Consider the following 19026-nt stretch of genomic DNA (forward strand, 5'->3'; position numbering starts at 1 on the left):
CTCTTGCGCCCACTCTAACGCCGCGATTGCATTTGCCCGCATACTTCGCGCCCGAAGTGACACCCCTCGCCCAAGGCCTGCCTTGGTCGGTCCCCCGGGGGGACGGCGATGCTTGCCGGATCAACCGGCAAGCACATCGCCCAAGGCGGGCCGGCTTGGGAGCGGCCCGGCGCTCGGCCCGCAGAAAGCGGCGTGCTGATGCGCATCGAAGACCTCAGCCTGCATGCCGGCGGCCGCGAGCTGCAGAAGGGGCTGAATTTCGAAGTGTTCGCAGGCGAGGTGCTGGCCATCGTCGGCGCCAGCGGCTGAGGCAAGAGCACGTTGCTGCGCCACATGATCGGCCTGCAGACGCCGCAGAAAGGCCGGGTCACCTGGACGGCCGGCGGCCAGAGCCGCGACGTGCATGGCGACGACCCGCCGCACCGCGAAATCGGCGTGGCCTTCCAGGCCGGCGCGCTGTGGAGCAGCATGACCGTGGGCGAGAACCTCACGTTGCCGCTGGAGCTCTACACCGAGCTGGACGCCGCGCAACGCGAGCGCCAGGCCCGCTTCAAGCTGGCGCTGGCCGGCCTGCCCAACCCCGCCACCTTCGATGCCGAACCGTCGTCACTGTCTGGTGGCATGAGAAAGCGCGCGGCCATCGCCCGCGCGCTGATGCTGGACCCGCCGCTGCTGTGCCTGGACGAGCCCTCCGCCGGGCTGGATCCGCTGACGTCCGCGCGGCTGGACGATCTCATCAAGCGGCTGAAGTGCGACCTCGGCACCGGCATCGTGCTCGTCACGCATGAGCTGGACAGCCTGTTCGCCGTGGCCGACCGCGTGCTGTTTCTCGACGTGGAAGCGCACACCGCAACGGCACTGGGCCCGCCCGCCGAGCTGCGCGACCATGGGCCGGCGCCGGTGCGCGAGTTCCTGACGCGCGGGCAGTACGAGCCAGACCGGGAGGCCGCGTGAAGCGCCGCCGGGCCAGCCCCTTCCTGATCGGCGCCTTCGTCATCGGCGGCCTGGCCGTGCTGGTGCTGGCGCTGATCGCACTGCCCGGGCAGCACTGGTTCAAGCAGCCGCAGCGGGTTGTCATGTACTTCTCGGGCTCGGTGTTCGGGCTGCAGAAGGGTGCGCCGGTCGTCTTTCGCGGCGTGCGCGTGGGTGACGTGACCGACATCAGCGTGCGCTACGACAGCAAGACGGACACCTTTGCCATCCCCGTCATCGCGCGGCTGGAAGATGACGCGGTGCGCGGCCTCGAAGGGCGCTTCACGCACGACGACATCGGCCATGCGCTGCCCCAGCTGATCAAGCGCGGGCTGACCGCCCAGCTCGGCACGCAGAGCCTGTTGACCGGCCAGCTCTACGTGGACCTGGACTTTCGCACCAAGCCGCCCGGCAAGCTGCACGGCGGCTACGAGGGCGACGAGACCGAGATCCCGACCAGCTCGACGGCCTTCCAGGCGCTGAAGGACCAGCTCGAAAGCGTCGACCTGCGCAAGATCCTGGACGACCTGAGCCAGATCGCCAACTCCACCCGCACGCTGATCGCGGCGCCCGAGCTGAAGCAGGGCATGAAGGACTTTGCGGCAGCTGCCGGCCATGCACGCAAGCTGGCCGCCCAGCTGGAGCAACGCGCCGCCCCGCTGACCCGCAGCGCCGAGCGCGCCATGGCCAGCGTGGACCGCGCGGGCGACAAGGTGGCCGGTGCTGCCGATAAGCTCGGCACCGGCGCCGACAAGGCCAACGTGCTGCTGGACCCGAACGGCCCGCTGGTGCCCGACCTGCAGAAGACGCTGGCCGAATTGCAGCGCGCCAGCAACCAGCTGCGCCAGGCCGCCGACGGCGACGGCCCGCTGCTGCAGCAGACCGAACGCACGATGCGCGACCTGTCGCAAGCGGCGCGCGCGCTGCGCCAGCTCGCCACTTCACTGGAAGCGCAGCCCGAGGCGCTGCTGCGCGGCCGTAAGCCCGATGCCATTCCTGCCGGGGAGCCCCAACGATGAAGCCACAAATCCTGCCCGTGCAGCGTCGCGACCTGATGCTGCTGCTCGCAGCCGCCGCCCTCACCGGCTGCGCCACGCGCGACACGCCGCCGCGCCGCCTGTTCGCGTTGACCGGCACGCCGCCGCTGCCTGCCGACGCCAAGCCCGGCCAGGACGGCCGCGCCTGGGCGCTCAGCCCGCAGATCGCCCTGCCCGAGTTGCTGGACCGCGAGGAGATCCTTGTCGCCGAAGGCAGCGCAGGCCTGCGGCCCTGGCCGGAGGCCCGCTGGGCCGAGCCCCTGCGCGAAGCCCTGCCGCGCCTGTTGGCCGAGGACCTGTCGCGGCTGCGCCAGCCTTATCCCGTCACGCTGGGCGCGGCGCCGAACGACGGGGCCGAGTCACTGCGGCTGATTGTGCAGGTGGACGAATGGCTGGCACGCCCAGACGGTGGGGGCCTGGCGCTGACATTGCGCGCGCGTTGGCGCTGGGCGCCGCTGCACGCATCGGCGGGCACGGCGCTGCCGGCCGCAGGCGTGGCGAACTTGACGCTGCCCTGCGCGAGCCAGGCCGATGCGCTGGCCGACGCCTACCGCCGTAGCGTCATGACGCTCGCGGCACGCATCGTTGCGGGGTCATGAGCGTCAGGCGGCTCATGCGCATCGGCGTTCAATGTCGTACCCGATCTGGGCATGAAGGTGCCCAAACCGGATACGTTCAAGGCATCGCCGTCAACCTCGCCGCAAACGCCTTGTGCACCGCCAGCAGCGCGGTGGCGCGGCCGGTCTGGAGCTGGATCAGCGCATCCTGCGCGGCCAGGCGTTCCTGCTCGGCGGTGAGCAGCGAGTAGAAGTCGGTCACGCCGGCGTCGTAGCGCTTGAACGCGAGATCGCGGGCGCGCAGCGTGGCATCGGCGGCGGTGGCCTGGAAGTTGGCCTGCAGCTCGGTCTCGCGCAGCGTGGACAGGCTGCCCTGCGCGTCCTGCAGTGCCGTCAGCTGGGCCTGCTCGGCACCGGCCACGGCGGCGTCGAAGCCGGCGCGGGCGGCGCTCTCTTCGGCCTTGCGGGCGCCGAAGTCCAGGAAGTTCCAGTTCAGCGCGGCGGCCAGGCTGTGGATCTGCGTGCCGCTCTTGAACAGGTCACCCGCCTTGCCGGCGCTCCAGCCAATCTGGCCCGTGAGGCCCAGGCTGGGCCAGCGCGCGGCCCAGGCGACGTTGGCGCGTGACGCGGCGGCCTGGGCGCGCACGGCGGCGGCCTTCACGTCGGGGCGCTGTGCCAGCAAGCCAGCCGGGTCAGGCAGCGTGCCCAGGCTGATGAGGCGGGGCTCGGGCATGGCGGGCAGCGGGTCGCTGTCGGCCTTGTCGCAGTCGGCCGGTGGCTGGCCGCGCAGCACGTCGAGCTGCAGGCGCGTCAGGCAGGCGGCGTTGCGCAGCGCGGGCACGCTGGCCGAGGTCTGGGCGACGAGGGCTTCGGCACGCGCCTGATCCAGCGCCGTGCCGCGGCCGGCGCCGACGCGGGCCTTGACAAGGTCGAGCAGCTGGTTCTGCACGACCAGCGTTTCCTTGGCGAGCTTCAGGCGATGGCCGAAGCCGATGAGCTGGGCCTGCAGGTTGAGCGCGGCGCCGGCCAAGCTGAGCTGGGCGGCGTCGCGGTCGAGCGCAGCGCCTTGCGCGTCATAACCTGCAGCCTGGGCGGTAGCAGAAGCGCGGCCCCAGAGGTCGAGCTCCCAGCCAGCCGTGGCATTGACGCCGTAGCTGCTGAAGGTGTTGAAGACGCCCTGGTCGTTGGGCGCACGCTGGCGGCTGGCGTTGGCACCAAGACCTACGCTCGGCAGGCGGCGCGCACCGGCGGCGTCGGCCAGCGCCTCGGCCTGCTTGAGGCGCGCGGCAGCAGCGCGCAGGTCGCGGTTGTTGGCCAGCACTTCATCGACGACGCGTTGCAGCTGGGCGCTGTCGACGAAGGCTGCGGTCATCGTCGCGGCGCCGGGATTGGCAGCTGGAAGCTGGTTGAACTGAGCCGGCGCAAGGTTGGCCGGGCCTTGCGACAGGCCAGGTGCCGCGCAGCCGGCGAGCACGGCGGCCGCAGCGAGGAGGGTGAGGCGAGCTTTCATTTCAATGGCCCTCCTTCTTGGTAGAGACGTCATCGATGCCCGGATGGAAGGCGTGGGCCAAGGCCTCGACCTGGGCGCGCAGCGCGGCGGCACGGGCACGACGCTTCTCGGTGCCCTTGCGCAACAGGCTGTAGAACACCGGCGTCAGGAAGATGCCGAACAGCGTCACGCCCAGCATGCCGGCGAACACGGCGATGCCCATGGCGCGGCGCATTTCGCTGCCCGCGCCGGAGCCGAGGATCAGCGGGATGACACCGGCGCAGAAGGCGATGGACGTCATCAGGATGGGGCGCAGCCGCAGGCGGCAGGCCTCGATGACGGCATCGGTCACCGACTTGCCGTGCTCCTCCAGCTCCTTGGCGAACTCGACGATCAGGATGGCGTTCTTGCAGGCCAGGCCGACGAGCACGACCAGCGCCACCTGCGTGAAGATGTTCAGGTCTCCGGCCTGCCCGAACGGCGGGAAGTGCGAGATCCACACCCCGAACAGCGCCGACAGGATGCACATCGGCACGATCAGAATGATGGCCAGCGGCAGGCTCCAGCTTTCGTACTGGGCGGCCAGCACCAGCACCACCAGCAGTACCGAAAAGGCCAGCACCGCGGCCAGCGTGGGCACCTGCACGTTGAGCACCGGCACGGTGACGTTGCGCGTCAGGCGGTCCTGGTAGGCCAGGTCGGTGAACTCGTAGCCGAAGCCGCGTGGCAGCGTCTTCAGCAGGTTCTCGATCTCGCTTTCGGCCTGGCCGGACGAGAAGCCGGGCTTGGGCGCGCCGTTGATGTCGGCGCTGGGGAAGCCGTTGTAGCGCGTCACGCGGGTCGGGCCGAAGGTGGGTTCCACGCTCATCAGCGCACCCAGCGGCACCATCTCGCCGGCGCCGTTGCGGGTCTTGAGCTGCGTGACGTCCTCGGCTTTGGCGCGGAAGGGTGCGTCGGCCTGCACGATGACCTGGTAGGTCTTGCCGAACTTGGTGAAGTCGTTGACGTAGAGCGAGCCGAGATTGATCTGCAGCGTGTCGTAGATGGAGCCCAGCGGCACACCCATCTGCTTGGCCTTCACGCGGTCGACGTTGGCGAACAGCTGCGGCACGTTGATGTCGTAGTTGGAGTACGGCGTGCCGATGGAGGTGTTCTGGTTGCCGTAAACCTGGCCCAGCGTGCCCCAGACCGCGCCGTACAGGGCCTGCTCGCCCTGGCTGCTGCGGTCCTGCACCTGCAGCTTGAAGCCGCCGGCGATGCCCAGGCCGTCCACCGGCGGCGGCGGCACGACGAACATGCGCGCGCCCTGGATCTGCTGGATGGCGCCGTTGACCTGGCCGAGGATGGCCTCCTTGCTCAAGTCGCGCGAGGTGCGCTTGTCGAAGCTGTCCAGCGCGAAGAAGACGATGCCTTCGTTGGGCGACGCCGAGAAGCCGGCGACCGACAGGCCGGGGAAGGCCACGGAGTCGACGATGCCGGGCACCTTGAGCGCGATGGCGCTCATCTGGCGGATGACTTCTTCCGTGCGGTCCAGGCTGGAGCCGGCGGGCAGCTGGGCCACGCCGATCAGGTACTGCTTGTCCGGCGCGGGCACGAAACCGCTGGGCAGGCGCGTGAACACCAGCGCGGTGGCACCCAGCAGCAGCGCGTAGACGATCAGCGCCGCCGACTTGCGCTTGAGGATGCCGGTCACGCCGCGGCCGTAGTCCTCCGAGCGGCGGTGGAAGAAGCGGTTGAACCAGTTGAAGAAGCGGCCGAAGACGCGGTCCATGCCGCGCATCAGCGCGTCCTTGGGCGCGTCGTGCGGGCGCAGCAGGATGGCGGCCAGCGCGGGCGAGAGGGTCAGCGAGTTGAAGGCCGAGATCACCGTCGAGATGACGATGGTGACGGCGAACTGTTTGTAGAACTGGCCCGACAGACCGGGCACCAGCGTCAGCGGGATGAACACCGCGCACAGCACCAGCGCGATGGCGATGATGGGGCCGGAGACCTCCTGCATGGCCTTGATCGTCGCGGCGCGCGGCGTCAGGCCGTCCTGGATGTTGCGCTCGACGTTCTCGACCACGACGATGGCGTCGTCCACGACGATACCGATGGCCAGCACGAGACCGAACAGCGTCAACGTGTTGATGGAGAAGCCCAGCAGCAGCAGCACAGCGAAGGTGCCGACGATGGACACCGGCACGGCCACCAGCGGGATGATGGAGGCGCGCCAGGTCTGCAGGAAGATGATGACGACGAGCACCACCAGCGCCACGGCCTCGAACAGCGTGTGCACGACCTTCTCGATGGAGGTCTGCACGAAGCGCGTCGGGTCGTAGACGATGGCGTAGTCCACCCCCTTGGGGAAGCTGGGCTTGAGCTTCTCCATCGTCTTGCGGACGTTGTCGGAGATGGCCAGCGCGTTGGAGCCGGGCGCCTGGAAGATGGCGATGGCCGCGGCTTCCTTGTTGTTCAGCAGGCTGCGCAGCGCGTAGGTGTTGGCGCTGATCTCGACGCGGCCGATGTCCTTCACGCGCACCATCGCGCCGGTCATCGAATCGGCGCGGACGATGATGTTGCCGAACTCTTCTTCACTCCCGAGGCGCCCCTGCGCGTTGATGGCGAGCTGGAAGTCCGTGCCCTTGGGGGCGGGCGACGCGCCGACCACGCCGGCAGCGACCTGCGTGTTCTGCTCGCGGATGGCGGCGACGACTTCGCTGGCCGTCATGCTGCGGCCGGCCAGCTTTTGCGGGTCCAGCCAGATGCGCATCGCGTAGTCGCCGGCGCCGAAGCTCAGCACCGAGCCCATGCCGGGCACGCGCAGCAGGTCGTCGCGCACGTTGAGCGTGCCGTAGTTGCGCAGGTAGAGGGCGTCGCGCGAGTTGTCCGGGCTGACCAGGTGGACCACCATCGTCAGGTTGGACGCGGCCTTTTCGGTCGTCACACCGATGGTGCGAACGATCTCGGGTAGGCGCGGCAGCGCGCGGTTGATGCGGTTCTGCACTGCCGTCTCGGCGGCTTCCGGGTGCGTGCCGATCTTGAACGTGACGGTCAGCGTCATGCCGCCGTCGCCGGTGGCCTGGCTCTCGAAGTAGAGAACGTTCTCGAGGCCGTTGATCTGCTCCTCGAGCGGCGTGGCCACCGTCTCGGCGATGACGCGCGGGTTGGCGCCCGGGTACTGGGCGCGCACCACCACCTGCGGCGGTGCGACCTCGGGGTACTCCGAGATCGGCAGCAGCGGGATGGCCAGCGCGCCGACCAGGAAGATGAAGAGGGACAACACGGTCGCGAAGCGCGGCCGGTCGATGAAGAAGCGTGAGATGTCCATGACGAACCGCCTTGTCGATTACTTCGAGGCGGCGGAGGCCGGGGCGGGTGCTGCAGCAGGTGCAGCGCCGGGCGGGCCTTGCGGCGGCGCGGGAATGGGCATGCCCTTGTCGTCCACCTTCAGCACTTGCGGCGTGACGGGCGCGCCGGGGAAGGCGCGCAGCAGGCCATCGACGATGACGAGTTCGCCGGCCTTGACGCCCTCGACGACACGCATGCCGTCGATCAGCGCCCCCACCTCGATGGGGCGGGGCTGGACGATGTTGTTGGCGCCGACGATGAGGACGATCTTGCGCGTCTGGTCGGTCGTGATGGCGCGGTCAGGGATGACGACGCCCTGGTAGCTGCCGCTGCCGCCCAGCTTGACGCGGGCGTACAGGCCCGGTGTGAACTGGCCGCCCTTGTTGTCGAACACCGCGCGGGCGCGGATGGAGGCCGTGGCCGGGTTCAGGCGGTTGTCGACGAAGTCCAGCTTGCCGGTGTGCGGGAAGCCCTGCTCGTTGGACAGGCCCATCTGCACCACCGTCGATAACGGCTTGGCCGAGCGCATGTACTTGAGATACGTTGCCTCGCTGGCGTCGAAGTAGGCGTAGACGCGGTCGCTGGAGACGATGGTCGTCAGCACCGCATCGCCCACGCCGACGAGGTTGCCGGGCGTGACGTTGGCGCGCGACGTGCGGCCGCTGACGGACGCCGTCACGTTGGCGTACTCGACGTTCAGGCGGGCTTGCACGAGAGCGGCTTCGGCCGCTTTCTGGTTGGCCTCGGCGCTGCGCAGGGCCGAGCGCAGCTGGTCGATCTCCTGCTGGCTGACCGCGTTGGCGCTGACCAGCTTCTCGGAGCGGCCAAGGTCCGTCCTGGCGAGATCGGCCTGCGTCTTCAGCGCGGCGATCTGCGCCTCGGCGCGGGCCACCTCCGCCTTGAAGGCGCGGGCGTCGATGGTGAACAGCGGGTCGCCCTTCCTGACGAGCTGGCCTTCCTTGAAGCGCACCGCATCGACGATGCCCGCCACGCGGGCGCGCACGTCGACGGTGTCGGGCGCCTCCAGCCGGGCGGTGAACTCGTCGAACTCCTGCACCTCGCGCTGCGTGGCGGGCGCCACCGACACCGGCGGCGGGCCGCCGTGAGCGCCCGGGCCGCCGGCGCCTTCCTGCTTCTGGCCGCAGCCGACCAGCAGGGCAGCAAAGATGGGGGTCAAGGTCAGCGCCAGGCTTCTCTTCTTCATGGGGGGCTCCGAGTGCAAGCGCGCGACTTTAGCCAGATCAACCTAAAGCGGATTAAGTCACGGCTGAAACCCTTGACCTCTGCTGACATAACTTGTCACCAGCGCGGAACTGTGCGCAAAAAGCAAAAGGCCGCCAAACCCTGCGGTCTGGCGGCCTTGCGGCCGAAAGCGGCGAGCGGATCAGTGAATGCCGTGCATCCACTTCTTCATCAGCGGCGTCATCGCCATCAGCGCGAGCCCGGCGGCGATGGGGATGATGGTGAAGATCAGGAAGAACACCGACATGGAATAGGCCGATGAGATCTGGTCGATGTAGGAACCCGTGGAGCCAGCGATCTTGTTGGCGATGGCCGTGTTGAGGAACCAGACGCCGAACATCAGGCCCAGCAGGCGCGCCGGGGCCAGCTTGGAGATGTAGCTCAGGCCGACCGGCGACAGGCAGAGTTCGCCCATGGTGTGGAACAGGTAGGCCAGCGTCAGGAACATCATGCTGACCTGCGCCGTCTTGGCGCCCTGCGGGATGCCGGCCGAGCCATAGGAAAGCACGGCAAAGCCCAGGCCCAGCAGCACCAGGCCGACGCCGAACTTGACCGGGCCCGACGGGTTCCACTTGTCCTCCCACATCTTGGAGAACATCGGCGCCAGCACGACGATGAAAAAGCTGTTCAGCACGCCGAACCAGGTGGCCGGCACCTCGCTCTGCTCCATCGCGAACTCGCGGCCCAGCATCCACAGGCACAGGCCCCAGATGATCGCGAACGCGACCGCCAGCGACAGGTTGGCCATCGCGTACTTGCCGCCGGTGGAGCGGTAGAGCTTGAACAGCAGCCACGACAGGATGGCCGCCGGCACCAGCGTCATCGCCGTGTTGATGAGCTTGAAGATGAGGCCGCTGGTGCCGACCAACGTGCGGTCGGTGTAGTCGGCCGCGAAGATGGTCATGGAGCCGCCGGCCTGCTCGAAGGCGAACCAGAAGAAGATGGTGAAGAAGGAGAACACGAAGATCGCCTTTAGGCGGTCGGCAACGACATGCTGGGGCGTGTCGTCCAGCTTCTCGCGGGCGACCTTGGCGGCGGCGTCGATCTTCTCGCCGATGCTGCCGAACAGGCCCTGGCTGAGCCAGAACTGGATGGCGCCCAGGATCATGAAGACCCCGGCCAGGCCGAAACCGAGGTTCCAGGAGATCTTCTCGCCGATGTAGCCGCACAGCGAGATGCCGAAGAAGGCGCCGGCGTTCACGCCCATGTAGAACAGCGTGTAGCCGCCATCACGCGCGCCCTCGTTGTCCTTGCCGTAGAGCTGGCCGACGATGGCCGAGATGTTGGGCTTGAACAGGCCCGTGCCCAGCACGACGAGACCCAGGCCGGCGTAGAAGCTCGGCACCGTGTCCATGAAGAGGGCGACGTGGCCGGCGGCGATGACGAAGCCGCCCAGCATCACCGAACGCCGCGTGCCCAGCAGCCGGTCGGCGATGTATCCACCCAGGATGGGCGTCAGGTAGACGAGGCCGGTGTACCAGCCATAGAGATTGGTGGCCTCGGCGCGGCTCCAGCCCCAGCCGCCCTTGCTGGCCTCGGTGACCAGGAACAGCACGAGCAGCGCCCGCATGCCGTAGTAGGAGAAGCGCTCCCACATCTCCGTGAAGAAAAGGACGAAGAGCTGGTTGGGTTGGCCGAGGATGGCCGCAGGCGGGTGCGCGGCCGGATGGGCCGCGGAGGGAGGTGTAGTCACGTCGTTCGTTCCAGGTGGACCCGATAGGGCGGGCGAAGCGGGCGGTAACCCGCGCGGCACAGGACGGGAATTGTCCTGCTCTGGAACGCACTTTCCGGGCCAGCGGACCCTCGGGATTGCCCTGGGGTAGTGGTGCCTTACGGCGCGGCAGCCGCGTGCAGCTTGCCGCCGCCGGCAACGACCAGCGGGTCGCGCTCGGGCAGGATGTAGACGAGGCTGGTGCCGTTGCCCAGCGTGGGCAGCACGACTGCGTCGAAGAACGCCGGGTCGACGACGACGCAGCCGAGGGTGATGCGGCGGTCTTGCAGCTTGGCAGACACCAGCCGCTCCGGCCGGCGTTGAGCCTCCGGCGCCGGGCGCAGGCGATGGATGGCAAGGTTGGCGCCGTAGTCGAACCAGACAACACGCTCGCCGCTAAGGTTGCGACCCGGCATGGCCTCGAAACGGCCGGCCGGCGTCACGCGCTCGTGAGACGCAAGCGTAGAAGGCGCCTTGCCGCGCGCGCTGGCCGGCTCGGCATCGCCGGGCGTCAGGCCCAGCAGGGCCGGCGTACGGCCGACCAGGCGGCCATCGGCGGCGTAGACGGACAAGGTCGCGGTGCGCTTGTCGACGATGGCGAAGGGGCGGCTGTCCCGAGCGTCATGCGACACCGGCCTTGCCGCGACTTCCGCCGCTGCGGGCGCCATTGAAATGACACCCCAAGTTGTAACGATCCCCGCGACGCCGGCCTTGATCCGGCTTGCCCAACTGCTGTCCACTCGATGCCCCGCTTTGCCAGGGCGGTGCGACCTCGCACCTACCCGACGGGCAGTCTAGGAAAGCATCGCTTCGGCGCACAGCCGAGGACTTCACGGTTTGGCGTTGTTACTTTTTCCTGTAGACGCTTGCGCCAGAACTTGCGGCGCAGCTGCGGCAGCTGGGAAGAAGGCAGTCAGGGGCTCCCGCTCGGGTAGCACGTAGACGATGCCACGGCCCTGGCCGATTTGAGGCCAGACGGTCTCGTCGAAGAAGGCGACCGGCACATTGATGCAACCCCAGCTGATGCGGTTGTCCGCAGCCGTCGGCGTGGCTAAACGCTCCAGCCGGCGCTCCTTGGGATTGGTGGCGCGCACGCGGTGCATAGAAACGGCCGCGTCGTAGTCGACCCAGACGACATCGTGGCCGAGGGAATTGCGCCCCGGTGCGGACTCGAAGCGTCCGGCCGGGGTGGTGCGTTCGTGGGGCTTGATATCGGCGATGGCCTTGTTGCCGATGCCGGCGACGGTTTGGTCGCCCGCCGCGTAGCCGAGCAGCACAGGGCTGGTACCGATCAACCGGCCACGGGCAGCGAAGACATAGACCTGGGCGCGGCGCTTGTCGACGATGGCGAAAGGGCGGCTGTCGTTGTCGGCCTCGCGCACGGCCCAAGCGGCAACGTGGGTGACGTCGGCGGGCGCTTTGACATCGCCAAAGTCAAGCCTGCGCTCAAGCGCGGCAGCAGGAGCCGCCGCAACGACCGCAGCGGTAGGCGGCACGGGCACCGGCGCGGCGTGGCGCCGATTGCCCGTGCCAAAGAATGCATAGAGGAGGGCCAGGGCGACGGCGGCTACCGCCGTGCCCTGGCCCAGGCCGACAAGGATGTCGTGCCGCTTCGCAGCCGCGACGCCGTCTTTGGGAGGCGATCCGAAACGCATGATCAGTGACGGAAACGCTCGGCCTTAAACACCGCTTCAGTTGCGGTCGGCGCGGGGGGCGGGCTCGTAGCTCGGCGTGGCCGCAGGGGTAATGGCGGGCGAGCCGTTGTCCTGCACTGCGGGCGTAGGCGTCTGGCTGGGCATCGGCGTGGCGGTTGTGTCAGCCGGCGGCAGCACACGCGACGGATCATCGGCCTGCTGTGCTTGCTGCTGCTGGGTGGCGGTGGTGTTGTTCACCGGCGGCAAGGCGCTCGGATCCGCGGGCGTCTGCTCGCTGGGCATCGCGGCAACCGGCGTCGTGGTGTCGGTCTGCGGGGTCTGATCTTCAGTCTGAGCCCAGGCCAGGCTGATGCCGGTCACGAGCGCAGCGGCGGTCAGGGAAGTGGTGAGGGTCTTGAGAGTGGACATTTTGGAACTCCTTTGAAAGCGGGGACCGGCATCTCCACCGGCTGAACCCACTCTAAGTTCCGCGTCCCGCTCCCGGCGTCGGTCTGCCTCCCAACGCCTTGTAGGAGCATCTGAGCCCTGGAAGCGCCTCGTTACGCCACGGCGTGAAAGTCTTGAATTCCTAACGTTCGGTAGCGCGGAATGCCTGTCACAGCACAAAGTCGTAGTCGATGGTGAGCGGCGCGTGGTCGCTGAAATGCTGGCCGGTGTAGATGGCCTCGGCCTTCGCCAGCGCGGCGAGGCCGGGTGTTGCCAGGTGGTAGTCCAGCCGCCAACCGACGTTGTTGGCCCGGGCGGCACCGCGAGCGCTCCACCAGGTGTATTGCTCGGCTTTGTCGTTCAGCGTGCGAAAAACATCCACTAGGCCAGCGCCCTGCGCGCCGTCGAACAGCCGCGTTAGCCAGGCGCGCTCTTCAGGCAGGAAGCCGCTGTTCTTCTGGTTGCTGCGCCAGTTCTTCAGGTCGATTTCCTTGTGCGCGATGTTCACGTCGGCCACGAGGATGAACTCACGCTCGGCCTTCAGCGCCATCAGGTGCGGCTGGAGTGCGGCCAGGAAGCGGTACTTGACCTGCTGGCGCTCCTCGCCGCTGGTGCCGCTGGGGAAGTAGACGCTGATGAGGCTGAGCTTGCGGCCGGGCTTGTCGAAACGCTTCTCCACCCAGCGGCCCTCGCTGTCGAACTCAGGGATGGCCAGGCCGGTGATGAGGTCGCTGGGCTCTTCCTTGGTGTACAGGCCGACCCCCGAGTAGCCCTTCTTCTCGGCGTAATGGAAATGGCCGTCGAGCCGGTCGCAACTGCGGAACTTGGCTTCGACGACATCCGCCTGCGCCTTGAGCTCCTGCACACCGACGGCGTCGGCCTGCTGCTTGTCGAGCCACTCGAAAAAGCCCTTGCTGGCGGCGGAACGCACGCCGTTGAGGTTGGCAGTGATGAAGCGCATCGGGACTAGGGGGAGGGTTGAGCCCAGAAGTATCGCAGTGCAGCAAATGCACAACACAGCCGCACGCTTTCATCACGAAATAGTCATCTGATCTTTACGATCCAGTAGGAATCAGAGGCGTTGCAAGCGCCCATTTTTTCGCCCCGCATGCCCCACACCCCGTCAACCCGAGGATTTCTCATGCCGAAATACCGCATTTCTCCGACCCTGCTCGCGCTAGCGCTGGGTTCGGCCTTTCCGATGCAAGCGGCCGTGGCCCAGACCGCGCCGGCACCCGAGGCCAAGAAGGATGTCAACCAGCTGGAGGCCGTCATCGTGACCGGCAGCCGGCGTGCTGAGAACCTGAAGGACGTCTCGCTGTCCATCTCGGCCATCAAGTCCGAGGAGCTGGACACTTACAACGCTAGTGGCCAGGACATCCGCGCCTTATCTGGCAGGGTGCCGAGCCTGAACATCGAGTCCGACTACGGCCGTACCTTCCCGCGCTTTTACGTGCGCGGCTTCGGCAACACCGACTTCGACATGAACGCCTCCCAGCCGGTGGGGCTGGTCTATGACGACGTGGTGCAGGAGAGCATCGCGCTCAAGGGCTTCCCGGTGTTCGACATGGAACAGGTGGAGTTGCTGCGCGGCCCGCAGGGCACGCTGTTCGGCCGCAATTCGCCGGCCGGCGTGATGAAGTTCGACTCCGCCAAGCCGGGCAAGCGCCTGGAGGGCTATGCCAACTTCAGCTACGGCCGCTGGAACTCCGCCAACTTGGAAGCGGCCGTCAACGTGCCGCTGAGCCAGGACTGGCAGATGCGTGTGGCCGGCATCGCGCAACGTCAGGACGACCGCGTGAAGAACCCCATCGCGGGTGCCACGTCTGACCTCGAGGGCTACAACGACAAGGCCATCCGCGTGCAGGCCGCTTACAAGAACGGCGGTTTCTCGGGCCTGTTCAAGGTCCAGGCGCGTGACTTCAGCGGCACGGCCACCACCTTCCGCGCCAACATCATCAAGAAGGGCACCAACGACCTCGTTGACGGCTACGACGACAGCTACTACCCCACCGACGGCTACAACTCGCAGACGCTGAAGTCCAGCGAGGTCAGCGCCCGTCTGCGCTGGGACTTCGACGGCATGTCGCTGTACTCCATCACCGCCCACGACCGCGCCAAGTTCTACAGCCGCGGCGACGTGGACGGCGGCTTTGGCGCCCCGTACGCCCCGCCCTCGGGGCCCAACTACGGTAGCCAGCTGGCCAACATCCCATTCGACGCCCAGACGGCCGATGGCATTCCTTATCTGCGCCAGACCACCCAGGAGCTGCGCCTGCAGTCCAACACCGGTGATCCGCTGCAGTGGATTGCAGGCCTGTACTACTTCAACGAGAAGCTGCAGGTCGACAGCTTCAACTTCGACACCTTCGCCGCTGGCGACCCGCAGAACGGCTACGCGGTGCAGCGCCAGAACGCCAAGTCCTGGGCCGCCTTCGGCAACCTGAGCTACGCCGTCACGCCCGACCTGAAGGTGCGCGGCGGCCTGCGCTACACCGATGACAAGAAGGACTTCACCGCTTCCCGCACCCAGACGCCATTCGGCGGCAACAACGTCGGCCCGCTGACCGCCAACCCCAAGTCCACCAACTGGAGCTGGGACCTGGGCGCCAACTACAAGGTGGACAAGTCCACCAGCGTGTTCGCCCGCGTGGCCACCGGCTACCGCGCGCCGTCCATTCAGGGCCGCGTGCTGTTCGGCGACACGATCTCGGTGGCCAATTCCGAGAAGGTGCTGTCCGTCGAGGCCGGCTTCAAGACCGACCTGCTGGACAACACCGCCCGCATCAGCGGCACAGTCTTCAAGTACCGCGTGAAGGACATGCAGCTCACGGCCGGCAGCGGTGGCGTCAACCAGAACCGCCTGATTAACGCCGCCAAGGCCGAGGGCCAGGGCTTCGAGATCGACGCCCAGGCCATCATTGCCCGCGATTGGCGCACCACGCTCGGCTTCTCGTACAACGACACCAAGATCAAGGACGCCAACCTGTTTGCGGCCGCCTGCGGCGCGCCATGCACGGTCACCGACCCCGCAGGCCCGCTGGCCGGCACCGTCAGCATCAACGGCAACGCGCTGCCTCGCGCACCCAAGGTCGTCTGGAACTGGACGCTGAAATACAGCACCGAGATCGGCGACGGTGAACTGACCGTGCTGACCGACTGGGCCTACAAGGACAAATACAACATGTTCCTGTACGAAGCCAAGGAGTACACCGCCAAGTCCGCACTCGAAGGCGGCCTGCGCGTGGGCTACGGCTGGGCCAACGGCAAGTACGAGTTGGCCGCCTACTCGCGCAACATCACCGACCACCGCCAGGTCGTCGCCGCCATCGACTTCAACAACCTGACCGGCATCGTCAACGAGCCGCGCAGCTACGGGGTGCAATTCAAGGCAAGTTTCTAGTCCTTGTGGGATGGACCTGACCGTGTACTCACGGGCAGCTCCGTCCCCAACTGATTCAGCGGGTTCGTGCCCACCCTGACTCAGCGGGTTCGTGCGGGACAGACCGGCCTATGTAAGCGGGCTTTTCGCACCACCCAGGTGAGTCCACTGATTCAGCCCAGGTGTAAACCGTCACAGGCCTGGCCCGTTCTAGGGGTCAGGCCTCTTTTTTTGACCCCTAGAATCTTTGTCTCATGCCCAGCGTCGCCGCCGACTCTCTCGCCCAGTCTTTTGTCGCCTTTGCCGTGCAGGCTGGCGTGCTGCGCTTCGGCGAGTTCAAGACCAAGGCCGGCCGGCTCAGCCCCTACTTCTTCAACGCCGGGCTGTTTGACGACGGTGCCAAGCTCGGCCGCCTCGCCGGCTTCTACGCCGAGCGCCTGATCGCCTCCGGCCTGCAATTCGACATGATCTTCGGCCCGGCCTACAAAGGCATCACGCTCGCAGCGGCCGTGGCTATGGAGCTGGCGCGGCGCGGCCACAACCTGCCGTTCGCCTACAACCGCAAGGAAACCAAGGATCACGGCGAAGGCGGCACCCTCGTCGGCGCGCCGGTCAAAGGCCGTGTGCTCATCATTGACGATGTCATTTCCGCCGGCACCTCCGTGCGGGAGTCCATCCAGATGATCGAAGCCGCTGGCGCCCAGCCCTGCGGCGTGTCCATCGCGCTGGACCGGCAGGAGAAGGCCGCGGAAGGCGGCGTCGACAGCGCGCAGTCCGCCGTGCAGCAGGTGCAGCAGCGCTACGGCCTGCCGGTCGTCGCCATCGCTGGCCTCGCCGACCTGCTGGCCTACCTTGATGGCGCGCCCGAGTTGGCCGCCCACCGGCCGGCCGTGCAGGCCTACCGCGAACGCTACGGGGTCTGAGCCGCCGATGAGCAAGCTGACCATCACTGCTGCCCTGTTGACTGCCGCCTTGTCCGCCCAGGCCCAGGACCCGGCGATGGGCAAGGGCATCTACACCTGCACCGCAACCGATGGCCGCCGACTGACCAGCGACCGCCCCATCCCGGAATGCACATCGCGCGAGCAGCGCGTGCTGAACGCCGACGGCTCGCAGCGCGCGACGCTGCCGCCCTTCCTCAGCCCCGAGGAGCGCGCTACCAAGGACGCTACCGACCGCCGCGCTGCGGCCGACCGCCTCGCCCAGCTGGACGCCATCCGGCGCGACCGCACGCTGATGCAGCGCTACCCCACAGAGGCCGCCCACCAGCGCGCGCGCAACGCCGCACTGGACGACGCCAACAAGGCCATGCGCATTTCCGAGCGCCGCATCAAGGACCTCGGCCAAGAGCGCAAGCCCCTGGTCGATGAGGCGGAGTTCTACAAGGGCAGGCCGCTGCCGGGCAAGCTCAAGCAGTCGCTGGATGCCAACGACGCCGGTGTCGAGGCCCAGGAGGTGCTCATCGAGAACCAGAAGGCCGAGATCGTGCGCATCACCACCCGCTTTGACGCCGAGCTCTCTCGCCTGCGCAAGCTGTGGGCCGGCGCCACGCCGGGCTCCATGCCGCCGCTGGGCGAGCTGCCCAAGTCGGCGCCGCCGACCACGCCCAAGCACTGAAGCCGCATTGCGGCCTCAGGAAAACCCTCGGTCCTAGCCGAGTTTTTTCTTCAGCAGCTCGTTGACCAGTGCCGGATTGGCCTTGCCCTTGGTCGCCTTCATCGCCTGGCCGACCAGCGCGTTGAAGGCCTTGTCTTTGCCGGCGCGGTACTCGTCGACGGATTTTTGATTGGCCCCCAGCACCTCGTCGAGGATGGCCTCGATGGCGCCGGTGTCGCTGACCTGCTTCAGGCCCTTGGACTCGATGACGGCGTCCACGTCAGTCGCCTCACCGCTCCAGAGCACCTCGAAAACCTGCCTGGCGGCGTTGTTCGAGATCGTGCCATTGGCGATGCGCGCGATCAGCCGGCCCAGCAGTTCGGGGCCAACGGGCGCGGCGTCGATCTGGCCGTCTTCAGCATTCAACCGCCGCGAGATCTCGCCCATGACCCAATTCGCCACCAACTTTGGCGCCGCGCCCGCAGCCTTGGCGGCCTCGTAGTAGCGCGCCGTTGCCAGGCTCTGCGTCATCATGGTCGCGTCGTAGGGCGGCAGGCCGTCGGCGCTCTCGAAGCGAGCCGCCATCACGCGCGGCAGCTCGGGCATCTCGCCCCGCACCCGCTCCACCCACTCCGGCGCGATCACCAGCGGCGGCAGGTCGGGGTCGGGGAAGTAGCGGTAGTCGGCCGAGTCTTCCTTGCTGCGCATCGCGCGGGTCTCGCCGGTGTCCGGGTTGAACAGGATCGTCGCCTGCTGGATCTTGCGGCCGTCCTCGATCTCGTCGATCTGCCAGTTAACCTCGTATTCCACCGCCTGCAGCAGGAAGCGGAAGCTGTTCAGGTTCTTGATCTCGCGCCGCGTGCCGTAGGGCTCGCCGGGCTTGCGCACCGACACATTAACGTCGCAGCGGAACGAGCCTTCCTGCATGTTGCCGTCGCAAATGCCCAGCCACATCACCAGCGCGTGCAGCGTCTTGGCGTACTCGGCGGCCTCAGCACCTGAGCGCATGTCGGGCTCGGAGACGATCTCCAGCAGCGGCGTGCCGGCACGGTTCAGGTCGATACCCGATTGGCCGTCGTAGTCCTCGTGCAGGCTCTTGCCCGCGTCTTCTTCCAAGTGCGCGCGGGTCAGGTTGACCTTGTGCTTGACGTCGCCGACGAAGAACTCGACCGAACCGCCCTGCACGACCGGGATCTCGAACTGGCTGATCTGGTAGCCCTTGGGCAGGTCGGGATAGAAGTAATTCTTGCGCGCGAAGATGCTTTGCGGCGCGATCTGCGCGTTGACGGCCAGGCCGAATTCGATCGCGCGTTCGACGGCGCCCTTGTTCATCACCGGCAGCGTGCCGGGAAGAGCGAGGTCGACCGGAGCGGCCTGGGTGTTGGGTTCGGCCCCGAAAGCCGTCGAGGCGCGGCTGAAGATCTTCGACTGCGTCGACAGCTGGGTGTGGGTCTCGAAGCCGATGACGACTTCATAGCCTTGAATGAGTTTGGCGGTCATCTCAGAAACCCTCGGGCTTGCGCAGGTGCCAGTCGGTTGCTTGCTGGAACTTGTGCGCCGCGTTCAGCAGCTTTGCCTCGCCGAAATAGTTGCCGATCAATTGCAGCCCCACGGGCATTCCGCCCGAGC

At 67.4% G+C, this 19026-nt stretch carries 16 protein-coding genes; 7 read left to right on the top strand and 9 right to left on the bottom strand.

What is annotated here, in order from left to right:
- Positions 1-108: 108 nt before the first annotated feature.
- Genes ABIS05_RS24180 through ABIS05_RS24195 form a run of 4 tightly spaced genes read left to right on the top strand, consistent with a single transcriptional unit; the run spans position 109 to position 2608 of the window.
- A complete protein-coding gene (locus ABIS05_RS24180; protein ID WP_348013827.1) occupies positions 109-309 on the top strand; it encodes a hypothetical protein in 201 nt (66 codons plus the stop codon).
- A 12-nt stretch (positions 310-321) separates the two neighbouring features.
- On the top strand, positions 322-954 hold the full coding sequence (locus ABIS05_RS24185; protein ID WP_348013828.1) for an ATP-binding cassette domain-containing protein: 633 nt from the start codon (positions 322-324) through the stop codon (positions 952-954).
- Complete coding sequence (locus tag ABIS05_RS24190) at positions 951-1991, top strand: MlaD family protein (RefSeq protein WP_348013829.1); 1041 nt, start codon at positions 951-953, stop codon at positions 1989-1991. The genes ABIS05_RS24185 and ABIS05_RS24190 overlap by 4 nt, the downstream gene beginning before the upstream one ends.
- Complete coding sequence (locus tag ABIS05_RS24195; RefSeq protein ID WP_348013830.1) at positions 1988-2608, top strand: ABC-type transport auxiliary lipoprotein family protein; 621 nt, start codon at positions 1988-1990, stop codon at positions 2606-2608. Before ABIS05_RS24190 ends, ABIS05_RS24195 begins: the two co-directional genes overlap by 4 nt.
- Positions 2609-2684: 76 nt before the next feature.
- On the opposite strand, the gene ABIS05_RS24200 is transcribed toward ABIS05_RS24195, so the two are convergent.
- The 8 genes from ABIS05_RS24200 to ABIS05_RS24235 all read right to left on the bottom strand — a co-directional run bounded on the left by ABIS05_RS24200 (position 2685) and on the right by ABIS05_RS24235 (position 13380).
- Positions 2685-4076: a TolC family protein gene (locus ABIS05_RS24200; RefSeq protein ID WP_348013831.1), complete on the bottom strand. Its 1392-nt coding sequence runs from the start codon at positions 4074-4076 to the stop codon at positions 2685-2687.
- Position 4077: 1 nt separating this feature from the next.
- Complete coding sequence (locus ABIS05_RS24205) at positions 4078-7365, bottom strand: multidrug efflux RND transporter permease subunit (RefSeq protein ID WP_348013832.1); 3288 nt, start codon at positions 7363-7365, stop codon at positions 4078-4080.
- Positions 7366-7383: 18 nt separating this feature from the next.
- Positions 7384-8589: an efflux RND transporter periplasmic adaptor subunit gene (locus tag ABIS05_RS24210; RefSeq protein WP_348013833.1), complete on the bottom strand. Its 1206-nt coding sequence runs from the start codon at positions 8587-8589 to the stop codon at positions 7384-7386.
- Between the two features lie 180 nt (positions 8590-8769).
- A complete protein-coding gene (locus ABIS05_RS24215; protein ID WP_348013834.1) occupies positions 8770-10320 on the bottom strand; it encodes a peptide MFS transporter in 1551 nt (516 codons plus the stop codon).
- Between the two features lie 137 nt (positions 10321-10457).
- Positions 10458-10970 (bottom strand): L,D-transpeptidase, encoded by a 513-nt coding sequence (locus ABIS05_RS24220; protein WP_348013835.1) that lies wholly within the window; start codon positions 10968-10970, stop codon positions 10458-10460.
- Between the two features lie 198 nt (positions 10971-11168).
- Positions 11169-11993 (bottom strand): hypothetical protein, encoded by an 825-nt coding sequence (locus ABIS05_RS24225; protein ID WP_348013836.1) that lies wholly within the window; start codon positions 11991-11993, stop codon positions 11169-11171.
- A gap of 36 nt (positions 11994-12029) precedes the next feature.
- Positions 12030-12401: a hypothetical protein gene (locus tag ABIS05_RS24230; protein ID WP_348013837.1), complete on the bottom strand. Its 372-nt coding sequence runs from the start codon at positions 12399-12401 to the stop codon at positions 12030-12032.
- A gap of 187 nt (positions 12402-12588) precedes the next feature.
- Positions 12589-13380, bottom strand: coding sequence for an exodeoxyribonuclease III (locus ABIS05_RS24235; RefSeq protein ID WP_348013838.1), 792 nt, complete (start codon positions 13378-13380; stop codon positions 12589-12591).
- A gap of 180 nt (positions 13381-13560) precedes the next feature.
- On the opposite strand from ABIS05_RS24235, the gene ABIS05_RS24240 reads away from it, so the two are divergent.
- From ABIS05_RS24240 to ABIS05_RS24250, 3 genes are all read left to right on the top strand, one after another.
- Positions 13561-15822, top strand: coding sequence for a TonB-dependent receptor domain-containing protein (locus tag ABIS05_RS24240; RefSeq protein WP_348013839.1), 2262 nt, complete (start codon positions 13561-13563; stop codon positions 15820-15822).
- A 233-nt stretch (positions 15823-16055) separates the two neighbouring features.
- Complete coding sequence (gene pyrE / locus ABIS05_RS24245; protein WP_348013840.1) at positions 16056-16724, top strand: orotate phosphoribosyltransferase; 669 nt, start codon at positions 16056-16058, stop codon at positions 16722-16724.
- Between the two features lie 7 nt (positions 16725-16731).
- Positions 16732-17418 carry a hypothetical protein gene (locus ABIS05_RS24250; protein WP_348013841.1) on the top strand — a complete coding sequence of 229 codons (687 nt, stop codon included), beginning with the start codon at positions 16732-16734 and terminating at the stop codon, positions 17416-17418.
- Positions 17419-17451: 33 nt separating this feature from the next.
- Here ABIS05_RS24250 and gatB read toward each other — a convergent pair whose 3' ends face one another.
- Positions 17452-18897, bottom strand: a complete 1446-nt coding sequence (gene gatB / locus ABIS05_RS24255) for an Asp-tRNA(Asn)/Glu-tRNA(Gln) amidotransferase subunit GatB (RefSeq protein ID WP_348013842.1) — start codon at positions 18895-18897, stop codon at positions 17452-17454.
- Positions 18898-19026 lie beyond the last annotated feature (129 nt).

Source organism: Roseateles sp. (assembly GCF_039929605.1).
Lineage (GTDB): Bacteria > Pseudomonadota > Gammaproteobacteria > Burkholderiales > Burkholderiaceae_C > Pelomonas.

Coding starts and splice junctions, on each gene's coding strand:
- ABIS05_RS24180 (WP_348013827.1), top strand. CDS start 109: ATGCTTGCCGGATCAACCGGCAAGCACATCGCCCAAGGCGGGCCGGCT.
- ABIS05_RS24195 (WP_348013830.1), top strand. CDS start 1,988: ATGAAGCCACAAATCCTGCCCGTGCAGCGTCGCGACCTGATGCTGCTG.
- ABIS05_RS24200 (WP_348013831.1), bottom strand. CDS start 4,076: ATGAAAGCTCGCCTCACCCTCCTCGCTGCGGCCGCCGTGCTCGCCGGC.
- ABIS05_RS24205 (WP_348013832.1), bottom strand. CDS start 7,365: ATGGACATCTCACGCTTCTTCATCGACCGGCCGCGCTTCGCGACCGTG.
- ABIS05_RS24210 (WP_348013833.1), bottom strand. CDS start 8,589: ATGAAGAAGAGAAGCCTGGCGCTGACCTTGACCCCCATCTTTGCTGCC.
- ABIS05_RS24225 (WP_348013836.1), bottom strand. CDS start 11,993: ATGCGTTTCGGATCGCCTCCCAAAGACGGCGTCGCGGCTGCGAAGCGG.
- ABIS05_RS24230 (WP_348013837.1), bottom strand. CDS start 12,401: ATGTCCACTCTCAAGACCCTCACCACTTCCCTGACCGCCGCTGCGCTC.
- ABIS05_RS24235 (WP_348013838.1), bottom strand. CDS start 13,380: ATGCGCTTCATCACTGCCAACCTCAACGGCGTGCGTTCCGCCGCCAGC.
- ABIS05_RS24240 (WP_348013839.1), top strand. CDS start 13,561: ATGCCGAAATACCGCATTTCTCCGACCCTGCTCGCGCTAGCGCTGGGT.
- pyrE (WP_348013840.1), top strand. CDS start 16,056: ATGCCCAGCGTCGCCGCCGACTCTCTCGCCCAGTCTTTTGTCGCCTTT.
- ABIS05_RS24250 (WP_348013841.1), top strand. CDS start 16,732: ATGAGCAAGCTGACCATCACTGCTGCCCTGTTGACTGCCGCCTTGTCC.
- gatB (WP_348013842.1), bottom strand. CDS start 18,897: ATGACCGCCAAACTCATTCAAGGCTATGAAGTCGTCATCGGCTTCGAG.